Annotated in this window: 13 protein-coding genes; 4 read left to right on the top strand and 9 right to left on the bottom strand. The window is 37.5% G+C overall.

Going from position 1 to position 21,074, the window contains the following annotated elements:
* Positions 1-171: 171 nt before the first annotated feature.
* The 3 genes from B154_RS0117065 to B154_RS0117050 all read left to right on the top strand — a co-directional run bounded on the left by B154_RS0117065 (position 172) and on the right by B154_RS0117050 (position 2,913).
* The gene (locus tag B154_RS0117065) at positions 172-1,200 is read left to right on the top strand and encodes a fumarylacetoacetate hydrolase family protein (protein ID WP_018615476.1); all 1,029 of its coding nucleotides are present in this window, start codon (positions 172-174) and stop codon (positions 1,198-1,200) included.
* Positions 1,201-1,202: 2 nt separating this feature from the next.
* Positions 1,203-2,090 carry a flavin reductase family protein gene (locus tag B154_RS0117060; protein ID WP_018615475.1) on the top strand — a complete coding sequence of 296 codons (888 nt, stop codon included), beginning with the start codon at positions 1,203-1,205 and terminating at the stop codon, positions 2,088-2,090.
* Between the two features lie 181 nt (positions 2,091-2,271).
* Complete coding sequence (locus tag B154_RS0117050; RefSeq protein WP_018615473.1) at positions 2,272-2,913, top strand: DUF4142 domain-containing protein; 642 nt, start codon at positions 2,272-2,274, stop codon at positions 2,911-2,913.
* 122 nt (positions 2,914-3,035) lie between these two features.
* Here B154_RS0117050 and B154_RS0117045 read toward each other — a convergent pair whose 3' ends face one another.
* The 3 genes from B154_RS0117045 to B154_RS0117035 form a co-directional block, all read right to left on the bottom strand.
* On the bottom strand, positions 3,036-3,542 hold the full coding sequence (locus tag B154_RS0117045; protein WP_018615472.1) for a hypothetical protein: 507 nt from the start codon (positions 3,540-3,542) through the stop codon (positions 3,036-3,038).
* A 144-nt stretch (positions 3,543-3,686) separates the two neighbouring features.
* Complete coding sequence (locus B154_RS0117040; RefSeq protein ID WP_026260265.1) at positions 3,687-4,442, bottom strand: LytR/AlgR family response regulator transcription factor; 756 nt, start codon at positions 4,440-4,442, stop codon at positions 3,687-3,689.
* A gap of 278 nt (positions 4,443-4,720) precedes the next feature.
* Entirely contained in the window at positions 4,721-6,253 is a 1,533-nt protein-coding gene (locus B154_RS0117035) for a TolB family protein (RefSeq protein WP_018615470.1), read from the bottom strand.
* Positions 6,254-6,735: 482 nt separating this feature from the next.
* Between B154_RS0117035 and B154_RS0117030 the strand changes: the two genes are divergently transcribed.
* A complete protein-coding gene (locus B154_RS0117030) occupies positions 6,736-7,032 on the top strand; it encodes a hypothetical protein (protein WP_018615469.1) in 297 nt (98 codons plus the stop codon).
* Positions 7,033-7,124: 92 nt separating this feature from the next.
* On the opposite strand, the gene nagB is transcribed toward B154_RS0117030, so the two are convergent.
* The 6 genes from nagB to B154_RS0116995 all read right to left on the bottom strand — a co-directional run bounded on the left by nagB (position 7,125) and on the right by B154_RS0116995 (position 21,049).
* A complete protein-coding gene (nagB, locus tag B154_RS0117025; RefSeq protein ID WP_018615468.1) occupies positions 7,125-9,047 on the bottom strand; it encodes a glucosamine-6-phosphate deaminase in 1,923 nt (640 codons plus the stop codon).
* Between the two features lie 287 nt (positions 9,048-9,334).
* Positions 9,335-10,654 (bottom strand): vanadium-dependent haloperoxidase, encoded by a 1,320-nt coding sequence (locus tag B154_RS0117015; protein WP_018615466.1) that lies wholly within the window; start codon positions 10,652-10,654, stop codon positions 9,335-9,337.
* 10 nt (positions 10,655-10,664) lie between these two features.
* Positions 10,665-14,006 (bottom strand): VCBS repeat-containing protein, encoded by a 3,342-nt coding sequence (locus B154_RS0117010; RefSeq protein ID WP_157580841.1) that lies wholly within the window; start codon positions 14,004-14,006, stop codon positions 10,665-10,667.
* Between the two features lie 134 nt (positions 14,007-14,140).
* Positions 14,141-15,754 carry a SusD/RagB family nutrient-binding outer membrane lipoprotein gene (locus tag B154_RS0117005; RefSeq protein ID WP_018615464.1) on the bottom strand — a complete coding sequence of 538 codons (1,614 nt, stop codon included), beginning with the start codon at positions 15,752-15,754 and terminating at the stop codon, positions 14,141-14,143.
* Positions 15,755-15,761: 7 nt separating this feature from the next.
* The gene (locus B154_RS0117000; protein ID WP_018615463.1) at positions 15,762-18,842 is read right to left on the bottom strand and encodes a SusC/RagA family TonB-linked outer membrane protein; all 3,081 of its coding nucleotides are present in this window, start codon (positions 18,840-18,842) and stop codon (positions 15,762-15,764) included.
* Between the two features lie 653 nt (positions 18,843-19,495).
* On the bottom strand, positions 19,496-21,049 hold the full coding sequence (locus B154_RS0116995) for a SusD/RagB family nutrient-binding outer membrane lipoprotein (protein WP_018615462.1): 1,554 nt from the start codon (positions 21,047-21,049) through the stop codon (positions 19,496-19,498).
* Positions 21,050-21,074: the final 25 nt, after the last annotated feature.

Genomic DNA, 21,074 nt, shown 5'->3' with positions numbered 1-21,074 from the left:
TTTGATTTGTTATGTCAGTTACTTGTTGCCGAAAATCAACTATTCCTGTGAATAATTAAATATGGTCGTTACATATCCTATCACCGTTATGTAAGGGAGGAAATGCTAAAAAGTTTGATTAATTTTATAAATTGACAAAAATATTTTCGTTTCAAAATTGAAAAAACCTCAATGAAATTAGTTTCCTATTTAAAAGAAGGAGGAGACCAATTAGCCCTGTTGATTGACAATTATTTATTTGATACCAATTCTTTACACCGCTATTTACCCCGTAATATGGCTGGCTTTTTAATAAATTGGGAAGAGAACTTTCTTCTTGCTTTAATAGCTGAAAAACTGTTAATTGAGGGAAAAACAGACAAAAGCAATGGTATTCCTTATAACAGTGTTAAGATCCTAGCACCTGTTCCACATCCTACTTCTTGCAGAGACGGGTATGCCTTTAGGCAACATGTTGCTGCTGCACGCAGGAACAGGAAAGTAAATATGATTCCCGAATTTGACCAATACCCCGTCTTTTACTTTACCAATCATAATTCAATACAGGGTCCCGGAAAAGTTGTATGCATGCCCGATCATTTTCAAAAACTAGATTTTGAATTGGAAGCCGCGATTGTTATTTGCAGGCGGGGAAAAAATATTAAGGCAGAAGAAGCTGAAAAATATATAGGAGGTTTAATGATCATGAATGATGTAAGTGCGAGACAATTGCAGATGGAGGAAATGGTATTAAACCTCGGCCCAGCTAAAGGAAAAGATTTTGCAACATCAACAGGTCCTTTCCTTGTTACCCTCGATGAACTGGAGCAATTTGAAGTGGCTGCAAAAAATAATCATAGGGGTAAAAACTGGAATTTGCGAATGACCTGTAAAGTAAATGGCCTTCAGGTGAGTGAGGGGAATTTAAGTGATATGGATTGGACTTTTGCAGAAATAATCGAAAGGGCGTCATATGGCGTTGATCTTTATCCCGGCGACATAATAGGCAGTGGCACAGTCGGGACAGGCTGCTTTCTTGAATTAAACGGAACGGGAAAACTAACAGATCAAAATTACGAGGAGCAGTGGTTAAAAGAAGGTGATCACGTTGAATTGAAAATTGACCGGTTAGGAGTGTTGTCCAATACAATTGTAGCAGAAGATACGGATTACAGTATCTTAAAAAAGAAGATTTTGTACAGCGACACAAAGCCAAACTAGAGATGATATTTAGTCTGAAAGATTTAAGCACTTTAGAAAAGCAATATTATCTGCAACATGTAATTGCTCCGAGACCTATTTGTTTTGCCTCTACAATCGATAAAGAAGGAACTGTAAATCTCAGCCCTTTTAGTTTTTTTAATATGTTTTCTTCCAATCCGCCCATAGTTATTTTTTCGCCTTCAAGACGGGTCAGGGACAATACTACAAAGCACACATTGCAAAATGTATCAGAAGTGCCTGAGGTCGTAATTAATATAGTTACTTACGACCTCGTACAGCAAACCTCACTAGCAAGTGGTGATTATCCGAAAGGTACAGATGAATTTATTAAAGCAGGTTTTACAAAAGAGGAGGCAGCAATAGTGACGCCCCCGATGGTTAAAGAAAGCAAAGTGAAGCTGGAATGTAAAGTACTTGAAATAAAATCTTTAGGCGCCGAAGCAGGAGCCGGCAATTTAGTTATATGTGAAGTGTTGTATTTGCATGTAGACAATAGCCTTTTGACAAAGGAAAAGAAGTTTATACAAACGAAACTCGAACTGGTCGCGCGACTAGGGGGTGAATGGTATTGCAAAGTATCCAGTGATAATTTATTTATTGTACCAAAACCAAATGTGTTCCCGGGAATTGGAATAGACACATTGCCTGAAAATATTCGTAACAGTAAAACTCTTACTGGCAACCATTTAGGGAAACTTGCCACGGTTGAGAAAATCCCTGATGCTGATCCCGCTTTTCAAAATAATTACCTTAAAAATATTAATTCCGATTTTATTAACACGCCTGAAAGCCAACTACATTCCCTTGCTGCAAAACTTTTGGATGAGGATAAGATAAATGAAGCCTGGCAGTGCTTATTACTATTAAACTCTTTTAAGAAATATTAATTTTTTTGCTATCAAAAAAGAAAAGAAGGGCGCATCGTTTTCGGTTGTTATGTTTACTTATGGCATCAGTATAGTTTACCCTTTTTTGCATTTTTTTAAAATGAGTTGGAACGGTTTTTAAGGTTTATATAAAAGATACAGACTATTAAGAACTAATTCTTTTACAAAAAAAATTAATTATATGAAAAAGGTTATCGATTTTCCTTACAAATTATTTTTATCCTGTTTGCTTATTTTTACTTTTTCATATTCTTTCGCTCAAACCTCTTCTGATACTATAAAGACAGGTAAAGCTAACGATCCGATGGTGGTGAATCCGGGCAAGGCAAACGATAGCATTGCAGTTAACCCCGGCAAAACAAATGATCCGATGGCTGCCATGACGGATACAGGTTTTATAAACAAAAACATTATGGATAATATGATGGAGATAAAACTTGCTAAGTTAGGTCGCGATAAAGGAACGTCACCGGCGGTTAAAAAAGTGGCGGCTTTAATGATATCAGATCATACAACAATACTTAACGACCTTCAAAAACTTGCTGAGAAAAAAGAGAACGGACGAAGATATGGCCACATGCAAGATATGCCTTCGGCTGATATTCCTGCCGGAAATGATTTCAATACAAAATGGGCATCTGCGATGCTAACGATGCACGAGGCAAAAATTGACGAACTGGAAAAGTTTATAAGCGCGACCCGCGATGAAGGTATAAAAGATGCGATAAGCAAAGCCTTGCCAAAAATAAAAGCGCATAAAGATTTACTGGCAAAAATACCAGGAGCCAAAGTAACTGAAGAACCAAACTCTGTAATACAATAAGAAGAAGGATGTAATGAAAAAGCGGCAAATCGCCGCTTTTTCATTTATTTCTCGATAAACAATTTTAGTGCAGTGTCTAAATGAACATTTTTTGAATAAGTAGTTTTGTGCGGCCAGAATATTTACCTGCTTGAAGCTACACTTTTATTTACATTTGAAACTTCTTCCAATTCACCTCCTTCCACTCTTACGATAAGATACTTTTTATTGTCTTCCAGGTTTACTACCCATATGTCTCGGTTGTCTTCCTGTACATTTATTGCTTTTATAATGTTGTAGTCAATATAGTTTGATTTTACTAATTTTCTGACTTCAGTTGGAAGATTTTTTTCACCTCCGTACTTTATATGGTAAACGATAGCTCCGTTTTTATGAAACAGAACGCGGTTATTAAGATCAGCTGTAATAAATTCAACCAAAAAATCTTTATTGAGTTTAGACCATTTTGCGTTTTGAGCATCTGGGAAAGTGGCTTTAAAGATGTCAGAAACCTTTTTACTGACGTTGGTTGTAGATGTTACAGTAACATCTGGCAGTGTTTTCATACCAGTTTCCTGGGCTGGTAAAATATTTACAATAAATAATGCTAACAGGAAACAAGAGAGTTTGTAGATTATATTAGCTTTCATTTTTTAAAAGTTTAGTTTATGAAGAATAATTGAATCTGGTATTAAAAATATAATAACGTTTATTTATTTCCGACATATAATGAGTAACTAGCAATTATTGGTGATTAATTAAACGGTTTGGGGCAGCGGTTGGTAATTGCACTATCAATGTTTGCCAGGCTGCAGCTTTTTTAGTAACATTTCTTTATAGCTTCGAGACACATTTATATTAGTGTTATCACTCATAATAAGAATTCCACCTTCGCCTTTTATATATTTCTTTACTTCATTCAAATTAACAATGTAAGAATGGTGGACTCTTATAAAAGGGTGGCCCTCAAGTATGTTTTCTGCTTCTTTTAAAGTGCGGCAGACTTGCAGCTTTTGATGATCCTTTAATACGAAATTTGTATAATTGCTATTAGAAGTGCAGTAGATAATAGATGACACAGCAACCATTTGAAGACCTTCTATAGTCGGCAATGCCACTTTCTCAATTGCATGTAGCTTTTGATGCACTTTTTGCAAGATAGAATCCAGCTGCTCGCGTGAAAACTTTGTTTCTATTTGTTGCCTCGCTTTTTCAACAGCTTTTTTTACCTCAATAGGGCCGAAGGGCTTTAATAAATAGGCGATTGCGCCAGAGTTGATGGTATTAACAGCATTATGATCATCATAAGCCATTAAAATCAATTCAAAACAAAGGGGTTTTACTTTATCCAGTAATTGAAATCCATTCATGTCTGGCATTTCAATATCTAAAAAAAGTAGTTGCGGCTCATATACTTCTATAGCCTGCAAAGCTTCTGTAGCTGAATGAGTTACTGATGCAATTTGAATGTCGCTCCAATGCTCTTTTATCAAAGCTGTCAACATCTCACACCAATGCTCCTCATCATCAACGATAACTGCCTTTATCATTTCCATCTCATTAATACTATTATAAAAAATACGGGGGTTTGTGTAATGATTATCTTAAGTGCATTAAAAGCCTGCTATAAGTAATTCAGTTAATACTCATATCTTTTAATTAAAGAATAAACTGTTGGAATTGAAAAAGGGATTTAGCTATGATAATATATTTAAAATAAAGTCAATATAAAATTAAGACATTAAAATTATAAATCATAGAAATTGCCGTTGTTTTTGTTTGATTTGTCTATAAGATTTTGACGAGGCCCAGGTCAGGATATTTATGTCTAATACTGGGTATCGGAATAGCTGGCGAAGGCAATCTTTTTACTGTCGGGCGACCAGCAGGGTGAATTAATTGTACCCTGGCCTCCGTATACATACGCGATAATTTTAGGTTCACCTCCTGAAACTGGCATGAGTCTTAAATATACCTGTCGGTAAGAAGGGTGTCCGCTCGGCGAGGCATCATCTTTTGAATAAGATAAGAAGACAATCCATTTACCATTAGGCGAAACATGTGGAAACCAATCATAAAACCCCCCAGCTGTGACCATTTCCTGATCGCTACCATCAGGCTTCATCCTCCAAATGTGCATACTGCCTGTTCGGTTGGAACTGAAGTAGATATATTTTCCGTCAGGAGAATATTCGGGACAGTCATCCATTCCACGAGTATTGGTAATACGATACTCTTTACCTCCCCTCGCAGAAATTTTATAAATCTCAAACTCCCCTTCACGGCTTCCGGCAAATAATAACATTTTTCCATCCAGAGACCAGCAATGCGGAAAAGATGGTCCTTTTTTACTAATTCGTTTCGGATGTCCCCCACTTGCAGGCACTGTATACATGATGGGGGCTTCCGTTTCTGTTGGCCGTATACAAATGCCCAACATCTTGCCATCGCACGACAGCACATGGTCGTTACTGTTGTTTTTCATTCCTGCAGTATTAAGCAATGTGCATTTTTTTCTAACCAAGTCAAAAGTGTACAACAGACCTTGCTTTCCATAAATCAAAGTGTTCCCATCTTTTTGCCAAATTGGAGCATGAATTGAACTCGTATCGCTGTAAACAATTTTGCGATTTCCCGTTTCAATATCAAGGATTTCGAGATTGCTTCCTATATCAGTTCTGTATATCGATAAAATTTTAGGTACAGGAATTGTCAGACGAATATTGTTGTAAATACCTTTTTCAACTTTATCCTGGTTAATTGAACCAATAAATAATCCTACAAAAACATCATCACCCAGGTTTAAATTTGTTACCTGTCGTGTTATAAATGGTTCACCAAATTTCGCTACCCTTATTATATAGTCATTGCCATCTCTCTGGAGTTGAATAACATTTGCATTCTTCAATGCATACCGAACTTCATTAATGCTGTCGTCAGGGTCTTTTACATACTCTATAGAAGTCTCGCCTTTTTCATCTATCGAAGCACTAATGTTAGGGGAATTTGCATCAAGGTTTGTACGTATCATACACCCTAACCTGGTCGATAAATTTGTATCCCTTGCCAGTAAGTTGACTTGGGCATAAATAATAAAATCTCCTTTAATTTGTTTCCAAACGAAATGAATTGGATCTTGATTTAGCAACCCGTTATTAGTTGCAGGACTCAATATTTCATATTCATCAGTTTCTGTGTCATACATTGCTACACCTGGCTGTATTACTTGTCCTATATCTGTTTGTCCATCAAAAATACCTACACCTTTTGCCTGAGAAAACACAAATATGTTTACAAAAAGCAACAATCCTAAAAAAAATAACGGTGTAACCACTACAGTTCCACTTAATTTCTTTTTCATAAAAGATTCAATAAAATTTGAAATAGGATTTTTCTTACAATGAGGGGGAGATGATGCTATATTAATATTTATTAATATGATGCTAAAATAATTTAAAATGTTTAAAAAAGCAAGGGCCGTAAATTGAAATGAATAAACAAAAAGATTATGATGTTGAATATGAATAAGAAAGAGATGAAAGTCGGAAAAAGATTTTTATTTGTTCGTATGAAAGAAACAAAAACCTCCTACCTTTTTAGAGATAGAATTGGCTATTAAGAAGTAAGTAAAACCACAGGTAAATGAAAGGTCATCTTATATTCTTCCAGTAAAATGAATTTGGATTTATATTTGCAGGAGTCGTTCTGTCGCTGCCATTAATAACATGTTTTTCCTTTCTTGAATTTATTGTATTTATTAAGCAACTAAATACTTTTTTAATTCATCTTTTATCTTTTTAAACGATTGTTTGTAGTATTTAATAACTATTAAAATCTAATTAAATGGATAAAGAATTAACACCAGAACATCAATTTGAAGTAATCAAATTTTTATATCAGTTCAAAGAAGATAATAAATTTTATAGAATAGATAAAAACTTATTATCTGACAAATCTCATGAAGAAAAGTTTCGTATCATATATACTTTACGTGATAATGCGTTAATAGCAACCGACCGAGAGATTTATTATAATCACTCGGCTAAGCGCTTTCTTGATTATAGTAACACTAGTGACGAGATTAGAGCGAGAATACTTCCAAAAGGAATTGAAGTAGTAGAAGCTTCTTCAGAAAAATAATTTTTTTACAGTCTTAATATACTAAAAGCCCGATTATTGACGGGCTTTTAGTATAAATTAAAATTACAACAAGGTAATAGTAAGCTTTTAGGTTAAAATTTCCATCGTACAAATGCTTCCATAGCTGCATATTCTGCAAGTCCGAGATTATTGTATAATTCTGCTGTTGCCCTGTTCCTGTCTTCAGACCGCTGCCAGAATTCTCTTGCATCACTACCCTGAAAAACGACTCCATCTTTTTGAGATTGATGCTTGAAAATTCCAAATTTCTTCTTTTGCACTTCGTCAGGACTCATTGGAACAGCCATTTCTATTAAATCAATATCCCATTCTGCCCACGCACCTTTATAAAGCCAAACCCAGCAATCCTTCATAAATTCCTCGTTTTTCAACCGGTTAACGGCTTCAAAAATAGCGTCGAGGCAAACCTTATGTGTTCCATGCGGATCAGCTAAATCTCCCGCGGCATACAGTTGATGAGGTTTTACTTCTTCAATAACGTCCATTACAATCTGGTAATCCTCTTCACTCAATGGTTTTTTTTCGACCTGTCCGGTTTCATAAAAAGGAAGGTTTAAAAAGTGAATATTCTCAGGTGGCACACCTACAAAACGACAAGTATTTTTAGCCTCGCCTCTTCTTATAATACCTTTTATATAACGCAGTTCTTTAGAGTCCTGTTCGCCACTTTCTTTTTTCTTTAAAAACTCTCCTGCCTGCCTGTAGATATTAATTACTTCGTCATTTTTAATATTAAATTCTTTATTGAAATCTACTACAAATTCAATAAAACGAAGCGCTTCATCATCTGCAACTGCAATATTTCCCGATACCTGGTAGGCAACGTGCACCTCGTGTCCCTGATCTACCAGTCTCTGAAAAGTACCGCCCATAGATATAATATCATCATCAGGATGTGGACTAAAAATCAAAACTCTTTTCTTAGCAGGATTAGCACGCTCGGGCCGGTTTTTATCATCAGCATTTGGCTTACCACCCGGCCAGCCGGTTATTGTATGCTGCAGCCAGTTAAACACCTTTATATTGATATCATATGCCTGTCCGTAGAGCGCCAATAATTCACTTAAACCATTTTCGTTGTAATCGTTATTGGTGAGTTTTAGTATGGGTTTACGCACAGCCAGCGCCAGGTGAATTACAGCTTTTTTAATCATCGCTACATCCCACAATACGTTTTCTATCAGCCACGGAGCTTTGCGACGGGTTAACTCTGCAGATGCGGCCTCATCAATTACTGCCAATGTATTGCTATGGCCCTGCAAGTATGAGGCGGGAACAAATTCTGTTACAGGACCTTCAACCGCTTTCTGAATTATCTGGGCTTTATGCTCTCCTAAAGCAAGTAAAACAATTCGTTTTGCTTTTAAAATAGTACTGACACCCATAGTGATCGCTTTTTTCGGCACATTGGCAAGTGCGCCAAATTCTGAAGTTGCATCAGCACGGGTTACAAAATCGAGTGTGATAAGGCGTGTGATAGAATTGATGTGAGAACCAGGTTCATTAAAGCCAATATGACCATTGCTTCCTATGCCAAGCAACTGAAAATCGAGCCCGCCTGCTTCCTCTATTTTCTTTTCATAATTATCACAATATACTTTTACCAACTCCTGAGGCACTGTGCCATCAGGTACATGGCAGTTTTCGGCAGCAATATCAATATAATCAAAAAGGTTTTCCTTCATATACCGACGATAGCTTTGCATAGCTTCCTGCTCTAAAGGATAATATTCATCTAAATTAAAAGTTACAACATTTTTAAAACTGAGCCCTTCTTCCTTGTGAAGCCTGATCAATTCTTTATACACTTTTTTGGGAGTAGAGCCTGTTGCTAACCCTAACACTGCATTTCTTCCCTGGGCATTTACCTGGGTAATAATGTCTGCAATTTCCCTTGCGACAGCTACAGATGGTTGTTCTGAATCTTTGTAAATAGCTGTAGGGATTTTTTCAAATGATATGTGCTTCTTAGCAAGCATTGTGTCTGCGGTCATGTGAGTTAGAATTATTCAATTAAAAAATGTAAATAGACTATTCGTTTCGTTGTTATAAAACGCAATATAATATATACCAACAGCATGGGAGTGAAACACGGCAATTTTTAGAAAAAAAATATGTGGCAGGAGGTAGTGAATCGCTTATTGAGAAGGAAAATAAATACAGGAAAACATATTTTTTCAAAGAAAAACGTCTTGCCTGGTCTTTTATATTTTACAGCACAATTTTATTTTTTCTTATTAACGTTTGTAATTGCGGAGAATTCATAGTCGTTTCATGAGGGCTACAACTTTATTTTTCCAACACCCGCTTTTTTTATTTTTGAAATTATTTTTGCTGAAATCGCCAGTCCCATCTGTTGGCCGTTTTCTATAGCATCGCGAAAATGAATTCCTCCATATAATCGCGATATCGCAGCCTCATTTGCAGCAAGGCGAAAAGATTTGAAGGAACGCGAAGGCAATTCAAATAACCGTTCAGAATCATCGGTAAAATTAAAATTATCGCCAAGCAGGTAGGTAAGCACTTCTGCAGAAGCTACAGAAATAACGCTGTGACCGCTCGGATATTCAGGGAATGGTGGTGTTTGTAAAAGAGGCTCCCACCGGGCATTAATGTACCTGTTTATATAAGTCTCCGGGCGAATTCGGTTACTTCTATATTTTTCATCCCAGCAGCTTATGAAGGCATCCATAAGAGTAACAGATAAAACCGTGTTAAGCAAAATGGCTTTGTCAAAACTTAAATGAGCTTTATCCGTCGCTATTCCGGCAATACTCATCCAATGACCGCCGGGACTGATTTTTTTGAAACCAATTGACATATGGCCTGCTGTTGAAACCGCAAAAGGGTTGCAATCCCAAAAAGCCGCTACTTCCAATTGTTCTTTTGTTGCACTTTTTGAGATATCATATACTTCTTTTGCCAGGTTGTAAAACAAGCTGCTGCTGTCTTTACTAAAAGCAAGCGCAGATTTTGGTATGAACTCATTACAAGAATCAATTATCATAGGCCGTATTGTTTTCCAATGTGGTTCTACTGCTTCCATATAGGTAGGCGGTGTAGGATACCAATGGGCATCATCACGAACTGGCCGGTAACGGATTTTTGCGCTCAATTCGTTGTAATGATCAGTTCTTGAAAAAGCTACTATTCTTGATGCAACTTCCTTAGCTACAGATACGGATGCATTAATAACAGCTGTGTCTATTTTATACTGACGAAGTGATGCTAAAAATTTTTCTTCGTCATCACTTAAAATGTACCCCGAAGGAAGCATTAACTTTCCTGTTTCCAATATACAGTACACTGCTGCAACTTTGGCATTATACTTACTTATAATGGTTATAGGAATGCTTTTATAATCTTTTATAAAAGTTGGTAAAGGTGGTAGGGTGGTATTGTTTTGTGAAATGATCTCATAAGGTCCTAACATGCAGTAGGCATAATACCGGCTGGCAGCAGGTGGATTGACCACATCATGCATCATTACCTGGGACAATGAAAATACAGATGATGATATTTGATGAGTAAGTAGGTCAGGTACTTTTTGCGCAACAACAACGTGGGTAAAGAATAAAAAAATAGTTGCAATACGCTTCATTTAAAAATTTTTAAGGCTCTTTATAAAATTGCAGATAATCATCACAAATACCAATAAACAAATACTTCTGCTTGTTAATAACTATTTCTTCAACAGACTTCACATCACCCTTTACGCATAACCCCGATCTTGTCTGGTCAATATAACTAAAATTTCCTTTACCGTCACCTTCTAACAAACAACCGTAGTTGGCATCTACGCTTCCAATCTTAAGGCGGTTATCTGAATGATTGCCAAATAGCAGTAAATCTTCTTTTCCATCGCCTGTGAAGTCTTTCGCTATTATATTATTAACTACTGAAAATTGCGCCTGCAAGGGTAGGGGACTTTTTTCAAATTTGCCGTTTTTATTAATAAAAACTACACTGCGACTTTCAGTTGCTGATAACTTATTTGCCTTAGACAATTCATCTGCTGTGAAAATTTGTTGTATCGTAGCGTCAGCATAATTTTTATAAGATGTAAACTTCTTCCGCATCGAATACATCTGCTCATTTAATTCGTCTCTGCTGACAAAAGGATAGCTAACGCCTTTTATGTAACAGGTGAGGAAAGGATCAATAGAGCCGTTTTCATCAAAATCAGCATAATATAAATCAACAGGCTCTTTATCAGAAGCACGTATTTGAGTGTTGTTACCAAGGTTTCCTGCTACAATATCCTGCCACCCATCACCATTTATGTCAGCAACAGTAAGTGTGAACCAAAAGCCGCTTTCAGGTTTTGAAAAATAGTTGTTTGTTTTATCAACAAAGCCTGACGCAGTATTTTCGAAAACCATAATTGGCATCATTTCTCCGCATAAAATAAGATCCTTTTTGCCGTCTTTATTTAAATCAACCCATTTTGCATCTGTAACCATTCCTGCAGTTGCAAAAGGAATATCGACAGCAGTAAATTTACCTTTTCCGTCATTTTTCAGTAAAAAGCTTTTAGGCGCAACAGGGTACATCCCAGGTATCACTCTTCCTCCAATAAAAAGATCTATATCCCCGTCACCATCAAAGTCGCAGGGGCGCACACACGATTTACTGCACGCACTCATGTCGGGCAATGCATCGGTGGTTAAAGTAAAATGTCCCTTGCCATCATTTATATATAACTCGTCCTGGAGCGCCGGAGTATTCGGCTCAAATACTGAATATCCTCCTTTTGCTACATATAAATCCTCGTTTCCATCATTATTCGCATCAAAAAAGACAGCAGCGGAAACAGCGGACGTATTTTCATCACTGATGCTAACGTTTTCAAGAGGCTCAAATTTACCCCCGGCCTTTTGTATGTAAATTCTTCCAGGCTTGTTTTTATCTCCGGTAATAAAGAATTCCTCCATTCCATCTTTGTTCACATCTCCTTTAGCAATAACCGGCTCCGTCTGCGAATACATAAAAAGCATTAATGGTTGCCTTTTAAAATCATTTTCACTAAAAACATCATGTTTATAATTAATAATACTATCAGTTTTTACAAATAACTTTTTTGACGGCTCATTACTTTCACTTTTCGACCTCTCATTTTTGCTATTATTGTTTATCGATAATTTTTGGTTAGCGGAGATATTTGTAAGTATCTGAGCTGTATTATCAGGCCAGATAATTTTAAGAGAGTCAACCTTTTTACCATCGCCTAATCCAAAATTGAGTATTGTCGAGACACAAGATAAATAACCACGATTAGGGTTTACTTCCTGGTACTGCACATTGCCGTTATTGTATACAACTACTTTTGCACCTATTGCCGCAGTGTTTTTTTCTTTTCCTTTTAACTGTACCGATAAATAAGAAGTCTTTGACTGTTCGCGGGACATGTTCTGGTATATAAAAGCATTTTCATTAATGTTGTTTATTACGAGATCAAGATCTCCATCATTATCTAAATCAGCATATACAGCGCCATTAGACATCTTGGTTTTATCAAAGCCCCAATCTGCCTGTTTGTTTGAAAAAGTAAGATCGTGATTGTTTTTGAAAATATAATTTTTGAAGGGCGTTGTAGGCATTGCTTTTACAAGATCCATTAAAAGCATTGGCTCACGATCTATTATCTTTCTTACCTTGTAATCTCCCCAGTACCTTAAGAAATCTTTGTTGGTGTAGTCTCGCAGATAGCCTGTTGTTACAAAAATGTCTTTATATCCGTCATTATCAAAATCGGCAATCAGGGGACACCAGCTCCAATCGGTATTCGATATTCCGGCTAAGCGGCCTATTTCGCTAAAGGTGCCATCGCCATTATTTAATTGAAACATGTTGCGCATGTATTGTTTGTACAGGTTTTGACTCATCATCAAATCGAAAGCCTCATAATTTTCCTGCAACTGCAATAGCTTCTGGCGGCGGTTGTCCTCGGGTAACATGTCGAGAGTAATGATATCGGGGAGTGCATCATTGTTTAGGTCGGCAATATCTACACCCATTGAGAACTCTGATAAGTGCCGGAACCTTTGCTTGGTCTCATCACTAAAAGTGCCGTTACCGTTATTTATATAAAGATAGTCAGGCTCATTGTAGTCGTTCGTTACATAAATATCCTGGAGCCCATCTTTGTTGACATCAGAGATAGCTACTCCTAATCCGAAAGTAAGGGGATTTTGGTAAATACCTGCTTTTTTAGAAACATCAACAAAATGCCCTTCCTGGTTCTCGTATAATTTATTTCCGGCAAGTTCATCAGTCTCTTTTCTGAACTTATCCAGCTCCATGTTATCATACTTCTTGACGTTGTGATTTAAGAGAAACATATCCAAATCGCCGTCATTATCAAAATCGAAAAAAGCAGCCTGGGTGCTGTAACTTGGATCGTCCAGTCCATATTCTTTTGCTTTCTCGACAAATTTTAGGTTACCCTGGTTTATAAACAATTGATTTTTTCTTAACTGCTCCGACAATTTTCCTGAATAGCAAAGGTAAATGTCAAGCAATCCATCGCCATTTACATCGGCCATGGTAGCGCCTGTTTTCCATCCACCCGGCTTGCCTTCCAAGCCTGTTTCTTTGGTGATATCTTTAAACTTCATTCCTCCAAGATTGAGGTACAATTTGTTTGATTTGCTGTTTGCTGTAAACAAAATGTCCTGTAATCCATCGTTATTAATGTCACCCACTGCGACTGCGCCTCCGTTATATAAATATTCATAAGCCAAAACATTCAGGCTTTCGTCTTCATTTATAGGGTTTGTAAAATTAATGTTGGTCTGCTGTGGGGCTAAAAATTGAAAAAGAGGTTGTTGGGCAATTGTTTGGGTCGCTGCAAGAGGTAAAAGAAAAATAATAAAAAGTATATGTAAAAATTTGTACGAAGGTTTTATATAGAGATGTTTTTTATTAACGGGTAAAAAAGGGACTGATTTCATAACCATTCAAATTTATCGAATCTTTGGTTTTGCAAGCAATAACTGAAGCTACAGAATTAATGGAAAATATAAAGTGAAAATTAAAAAGACAGAACATTTCTGTCCTGTCTTTTTATAGAAAAATATTTGAAGTGTTATTTATCCCACCAAACCCTTGCGCTCCAGGTGTCGCCACCTGTAAGCCTGCTTGCAGCGTCTTTGTAAGCCGCAGGGTTTAGAGAACTTTCAGACACGGGGTAAATTTCCCTACGCGGAATTTGGCCGCCAGAAAAATTTCCAGGATATTTTACAGGTACTAACTGAGGATAGCCAGACCTTCTCCAATTGCTCCATGCTTCAACAAAATTGAGTAAAGAACCATCGGTGGCCCAATACTGTTCGTTGATTTGTTTTAAAGAATTTTCGGGAGAAGATACGTCCAGCGGATGTGCTGCGGCATAAGCGTTAGCAACAGGGGCGCTGATCATTGCATCGGCACCAAGAGTTGCCAAAGACTGTAGAGCACCGACAACAGCATTCTGATAATGTTGTTGAGCAGATGTGCCACCAACATTCCAGCCTCTTACTGCTGCTTCTGCCAGTAAAAGTTCAGACTCGGCATAGGTTAATATAAAAATCGCCCCGCTCCGGTTCCTATATAAAGACGACCTTGGACGGGAGTATTTTCCTATCGGTGTAACATCAGCGCCTGCGCCTGTACCTCCCGGATAGCCAGGTGATTTTGTTATATCAGTAGCTCCTTGTTTTAAGTCATAACCGTTTGGAAGCCCTAACTGAATTGCCGGATCAGTGGAACCGGGTGCATCACTTTGATTAGCCGCAAGTCCTGCATTTGGTACTTCTGCTATAACCCCCAGTCTCGGATCATTATTTGTTCTCAGGTAGTCAATATAAGTTTTGCTCCATCTTACCTCGTACACGTCTCCAGCTACAGCCAGCGCACTTGCATTACCATTTGTATAACCATGAGGATCGTCAGCAAGTAAATATGCATCATCTGCAACACCAGCCAGAGTACCACCTGCAGCTGCTTTTTCAGCATATTTCTGAGCGGTGGCAGCATCTACTTTTGTTAAACGCATAGCTAACTTCAACATCAACGAATAACCCAGTTTTTTCCATTTGACTATATCTCCCTTGTAAGAAAAAGCATCGGATGTAGGCAAAGGTTTGGCGGCATCTAATTTTGCGATAGCGCCGTCCAGATCATTCAACATCGAGTTGTAGATATCCTGTTGTTTATCATAAACAGGGTTATTCACTCCTGTCTTTGCCTGTAATGCCTGTGAATAGGGAATGTCGCCATACACATCTGTAAGATATTGCATAGACATTACTTTCATAATAGTGCCATAACTATTAAGGTTAACAAGTTCAGGATTGTCTTTGGTTAAATTCTGTAATTCATTCGCGTATCCCGCAGCTCCGTAAACAGTGTTCCATGAACCTACTACATAACTGAAAGTGCCGGTTGTTTGCACATATTTGTCTGCATTATCATAATAGTTAGCAGCTCCTGACGAGGTTGATGCAAATATTTGAGCCCACATGCTTTGAAACAATATAGGACCGTTATACCCGGTGTTTCCGTTGGCATAATTCCACTGAATACTGGGCAGCAGCAGATTTGCATCGAAAGAAGAGGCCGTAGCCTGCGTTGGGTCTGTGTTAACAGCATCGAAATTTTTCGTGCAGCTAACTTGTGCCAGAACCAATACAAAACCAATATATACTAGTATTTTTTTCATGATTTCTCTATTTGAATTTAAAGTTGGCGTTTATTCCAAATGTTCTTGTTGAAGGAAGGCTGGTGCCTTCTATACCGGCATATGCTACGTTTGATCCGAAAGAAGCTTCAGGATCTATGTTATCCGTATGCTTTAACAATGTAAGCAGGTTACGTGCTACAAGCGATAATGTAACAGAGCGGAATACCGGAACATTTGCAAAAACCTTTTCAGAAATATTATATCCTAGTGTAATCTGGCGAAGTTTTATATAGTCTCCATCAAGTACGCTTATTTTCTGTACATTTTGTGCCAGCGCCTGGTAATAACTTTGAGCGCTTGCTGCGGTTGTGTTAGGAGATCCATCTTCGTGCACACCTACTGTAATGCCTGTTTCCCTGCCCTCCAGAGTCATTTTGTCAAGACCACGGTATACAGTATAAAACTTAGTTGCTGAAAGAATTTTATTGCCGTAATTATAATCAAATAAGAATGAAAGATTAAAGGACTTATAGGTAAGTTCATTATTTACTCCACCGTATAATGTTGGTAATACACTACCCATTGGTATTACATTTCCTGATTCGGGAAGACCTGAAGCATCTACAACTATATTTCCTTTGGCATCATACTTATAATCATGAACCAATATCTGCGGACCAGGTAAGCCTTTTATAAACGCGGTAGTAGCTGCGCCATGGTTTGGACGATTTGTACCTAAAGAAACATTATTTCCATTTTCGTCAGTTTCAAGAATTTTATTTTTAACGTTTGTCATATTTACCGTAATGTTCCAGCTAAAATTCTTTGCCTGCACAGGCGTAGCAGACACCTGTACTTCAAGCCCACGGTTTAGTGTAGAACCTGTACCAACTACTGTACTGGAGAAACCTGTTGATGTACTTAAGTTGGCTGATTGAATTTCGTTTTTTGTTTTACGGTTAAAATAAGAAACATCGATACCTAAGCGGTTGTGAAAAAACTTAAGTTCAGCCCCAACTTCAGCCTCAGTTAGTGTAAATGGCTTTAAAAATAAATTGGGAAGATTGCTGCTATAGTTACCGGTCGGGATACCATTGAGAGAATTACCTACGCCATAATAAATAGAGGTTTGATACGGGTTGCCTGGCTCTCCACTTGTTTGAGCAAATGAAGCACGTATTTTACCAAAGCTTAGATCTTTAATATTTGTCAACTCAGAAAAGACAAAACTTGCAGACACTGACGGAGTAAAGATGCTTCTGTTGCTGCTTGGCAATGTAGAATAAGCATCGTATCGGCCGGTTGTATTTAAGGTAAGAATGTTTTTGTAACTAAGATCTACAGTGTAATATGCTGAATGCACCTCCTTTTTAGAAAAACCATAAGATCTGCCATAATTAACCACATTACTATAACTATACAAGTAGGGTAGTACAAACGGACCACCATTTACACCGGTTCTTTCAAATTGATTTTTTCTAAGATTGGCTCCTACAGCAACATCCAGACCTAGGTCTTGTGTTATGTGTCGTGTAGCTCCGATTAATCCGTCGATATTTAACTCTGATGTTTGCGACTGAGATAAATCGTTCAATCCTCCTTTAAAGCCTTGGCTATACGCAGTTCCCCATGGAGTAACGCTAAAGGCGCGGTCGTTTAGCAGATCATAACCCACACGACCCTGCGCATACAACCAATCGGTTAGAGTGTAACGTGCAGTAACAGCAGATATTAATCTTTTTCTGCTTAGATTGTTAATATACTGGTTAACTACAAACCATGGATTGGTTACATACTCATCATCACTATAACGGGTTTCGCGACCATTATTTGCCGGGTCATAACCAGGAGCCAAAATTGCTTCATTTATATTATTTGCAAGAAATAGCCCATTATTTGCATTCATCGGGCCATCACTCAACTGTGGACGGTTTTTAGACTGTTCGTCTATGTAGTTTGCTACCACATTTATTTTCAGCTTATCTGTGACTCTTTGCTCTAAATTTAAATTAGCTGTTTTTCTGTTAATACCGCTGTTTCTAATGATAGATTTGTTATCTAAATTAGACAGAGATAAACGGAAAGATCCTCTATCGCCTCCGCTGGTAACTGCAACTGTATTGGTAAAAGACGGCGCGGTTCTGTAAAAGTTGGCAATATTGTCTTTATAAGGAGAATAAGCGTAGGTTTTACCATCGAATTGTATAACCTGTGATCCATCTAATTTGGCACCCCAGCTTAACCGGCCTGTGTTTTGTGCTTCTGCTGCGGTTGTTGGCTTGTTGCCATTCTGCCCCTGGCCATATACATACTGGTAATCTGTATAATTAATGGCCTTGTCGATTGAATAATTTGTATTGTAGTCAACAGCAAAATTACCTTTTTTGCCTGTCTTGGTTGTTATAAGTATGACGCCGTTAGAAGCTCTTGAACCATATAATGCAGAAGCAGACTGACCTTTTAGTACGGTCATGGTTTCTATATCATCAGGGTTTAGATTACCAATGCCATCCCCGTTATCAGAGCCGCCCCACTCACCTGCGTTGCCGCGCTGGGTATTATCTATGGGAACGCCATTTAGTACAAAAAGCGGAGCGCCCCCTGAGTTCATGCTCGGCATTCCTCTTAAAAGAATACGGGCAGTACCACCAGGTCCGCCGTTAGTGCCATGCACATTAAGACCAGCTACACGACCAGATAATGACAAGGCCACGTTTGTCTCGCGGGCTTTGTTTAAAAGATCGCCATTGACTGTTGTTACTGCGTATCCGACTTTTCTTGCTTCTTTGGAAATGCCTAATGCTGTAACAACAACTTCCTGTAATCGCGCGGAGGACACACTAAGCTGAATGATTAAGTTATTGTCGTTAGGATCGACATTAATGGTTTGTGGTGCGTATCCCACAGAAGTTACCTGCAGACTGACACTACCAAGAGGTGCGATCAGAGAAAATGTTCCGTCAGCACCGGTGACTGCCGTGGTGTTTTTACCTACAACTTTTACCGTTGTTGAAGGCAAAGGTCTGCCAGAAGCAGAATCCCTTACAGTTCCATTTAGCTGTCTGGTCTGTGCAAAACCCACACAACCTACCAGCAATAAAATAAGAAGGAGTTCGAGTTTTTTCATTTTGTTTTTGGTTTTATTAATAAAAAAGTAAATGCGATTTTATATCTTTTAAATCTTGATGAAAGAGGTAAGCAACAATCGATGGATTTTAAGATTTGGTTTTCAATGTCTATATTACTAGCATTTTATTTCTAAGTAATAAATCAGGATAAGGGCTTTAATGAAAAAAAGCTAAGAGAAATCAACTTCAAAGGCAGGTAATCAAACTTCTTAATTCTTATTTCTTTTTATGGTTGAATAAAAGCGAAATAAACTTTTAATATTACATTTTAAGGTTTTGTAATTCATCAAACTCACGAGGCATCAAATAGTATCAAAATCAGTTGATTGATTCGAGTACTTATTCTTAAGTATCTTTTACTATTTAATCACTTACTTTTTTATACTACTGGTTATAATAGACAAGAAACTATCATTTTCGCTGCATATATTCTTTCTGCACTTATTATAACTATTTATAAAACCATTATTTTCAAACTCTAATAATTATAAAAACAAACATGATGTTTTACCATATAAAAAATCATGTTTGTTATTCAGATAAACTCTTTTTAATTCTTATATATCATTTCTATTTCTTATCTAAAGTAACCTAACACTTTAAAGTCTCGTTTGTTACAATAACTAATAAAATAATTATAACTACGATTTACTTATTTCACGTCCCAGAAAACTTTGGTTGTAACATTATCCGAGCTTTTTACCGTCTCGTAGTTGGCTGTGTTTAAAATTCTTTCGGTCGAAGGAAATAACAATCTTTCCGGAACGCTGGGTGATAGGGTAGAAGATGGATCTGCTGGAAAATTGAGCACAGGATATTTTGTTCTTCTCCATTCGGCCCAAGCATGTTGTGCCTGCATGACGTTAAAATCTATCCATTTCTGGGTAGCAATTTTTTTCAGGTTACTTTGCTGATCTGTGCCATAGGCTACGGATGCATCAGTAAGAAAAGCGCTTATCTGGGCATCGGCAGGCATTGGATCATGAGATGTATAATTGCTGATGTTATTTATGTAATAGTAATACTGTATTGATTTCTTAATGCCATCTTCATACGCTGCTTTTGCATCGCCACCTCCCCATCTTTCAAAGGCTTCTGCTTTCATAAAGCTGACTTCTGATGCAGTAAGAATAATACCAGGGAACATGTTATTTTCAGTAAATGTTGTGGAGTCATAGCGTGAGAAGTAATTAGCAGTTGTAGAGTCGCTTACCCGTGATGCAGTCCAGTTATTTGGCACACCATGATACTCGCCATTTTTATTTGCAGTAAAGTATACCGGTAATCTAGGGTCATTAGTAGGCGCCATTACATTATCTACCATATATCCCGGAGCCATAGGGTTTACGCCAAAGCCGCTTCTTATATCATTGCTGGTTGATACCAGATTGCCTGTTAGTTTTACCTGTACATTTTCATCAACCGTCTCAACTAGCGGGTATTGAGTAGGATTGCCTAATATTTCCTGCGCAATGCCTTTGGCTGTATTTTCATCTGAATACGAAGTACGCATTGCCAAACGTAAACGAAGCGAGTTTGCATACTTTCTCCATTCTTCAACACTTCCGGCATTTAAAAAATCAAACTTCTTAAACTGGTTTGAATAAAATACGTCAGGGTTTACGGTAACAAGATAATCTGAGATACGTTTTAAATCCTTTAAGATAAAATCATATACATCTTTTCCTTTATCATATTTTGCTAATACAATATTACCTGTTGCGTTTAATTGTCCTGCGGTAGAAAAAGGTATATCGCCGTACATATCTACTATTTGAGCAGTTTGATCATAGAGGTAAATACGCCCTGTTTCTAAGAACAACAGGTAGCCATTTTTTTCAGCAGTATCTGTAAGTCCATTATACAGTTTTTCTACTTCTCTATACCGGGCCATGGTTCCGGTATAGTAATCGTTCCAGCGGTCTTGCGTATAGTTTACCGGCTGTTCATAAATCTTTGAACCATTGGTGTAGCCGATTGTCTGGCTGTATTCGCCAAGTACCGGAATAAGGAAAGTATATAGATTCCAGTAACGAGGTATTACCCGAGCATTATCAAACATTCCGGCATACAAACTCCCGATGCTGCCTTGCACCGCGGTTTCGGGGTTATAATAATTATTATTAAAATCCGATTTTTTGCAACCGCCAAGTATAAGCCCTACCGATGCAAAAAATACTAATTTATACTTTATTAATTTTTTCATTTTTTAATCTTTTTGATCAATTACT

Origin of the sequence: Segetibacter koreensis DSM 18137 (assembly GCF_000374045.1) — a bacterium.
Taxonomy (GTDB): domain Bacteria; phylum Bacteroidota; class Bacteroidia; order Chitinophagales; family Chitinophagaceae; genus Segetibacter; species Segetibacter koreensis.
The sequence above is the reverse complement of the archived record's forward strand: the minus strand, read 5'-3'. Positions and strand labels throughout refer to the sequence as shown.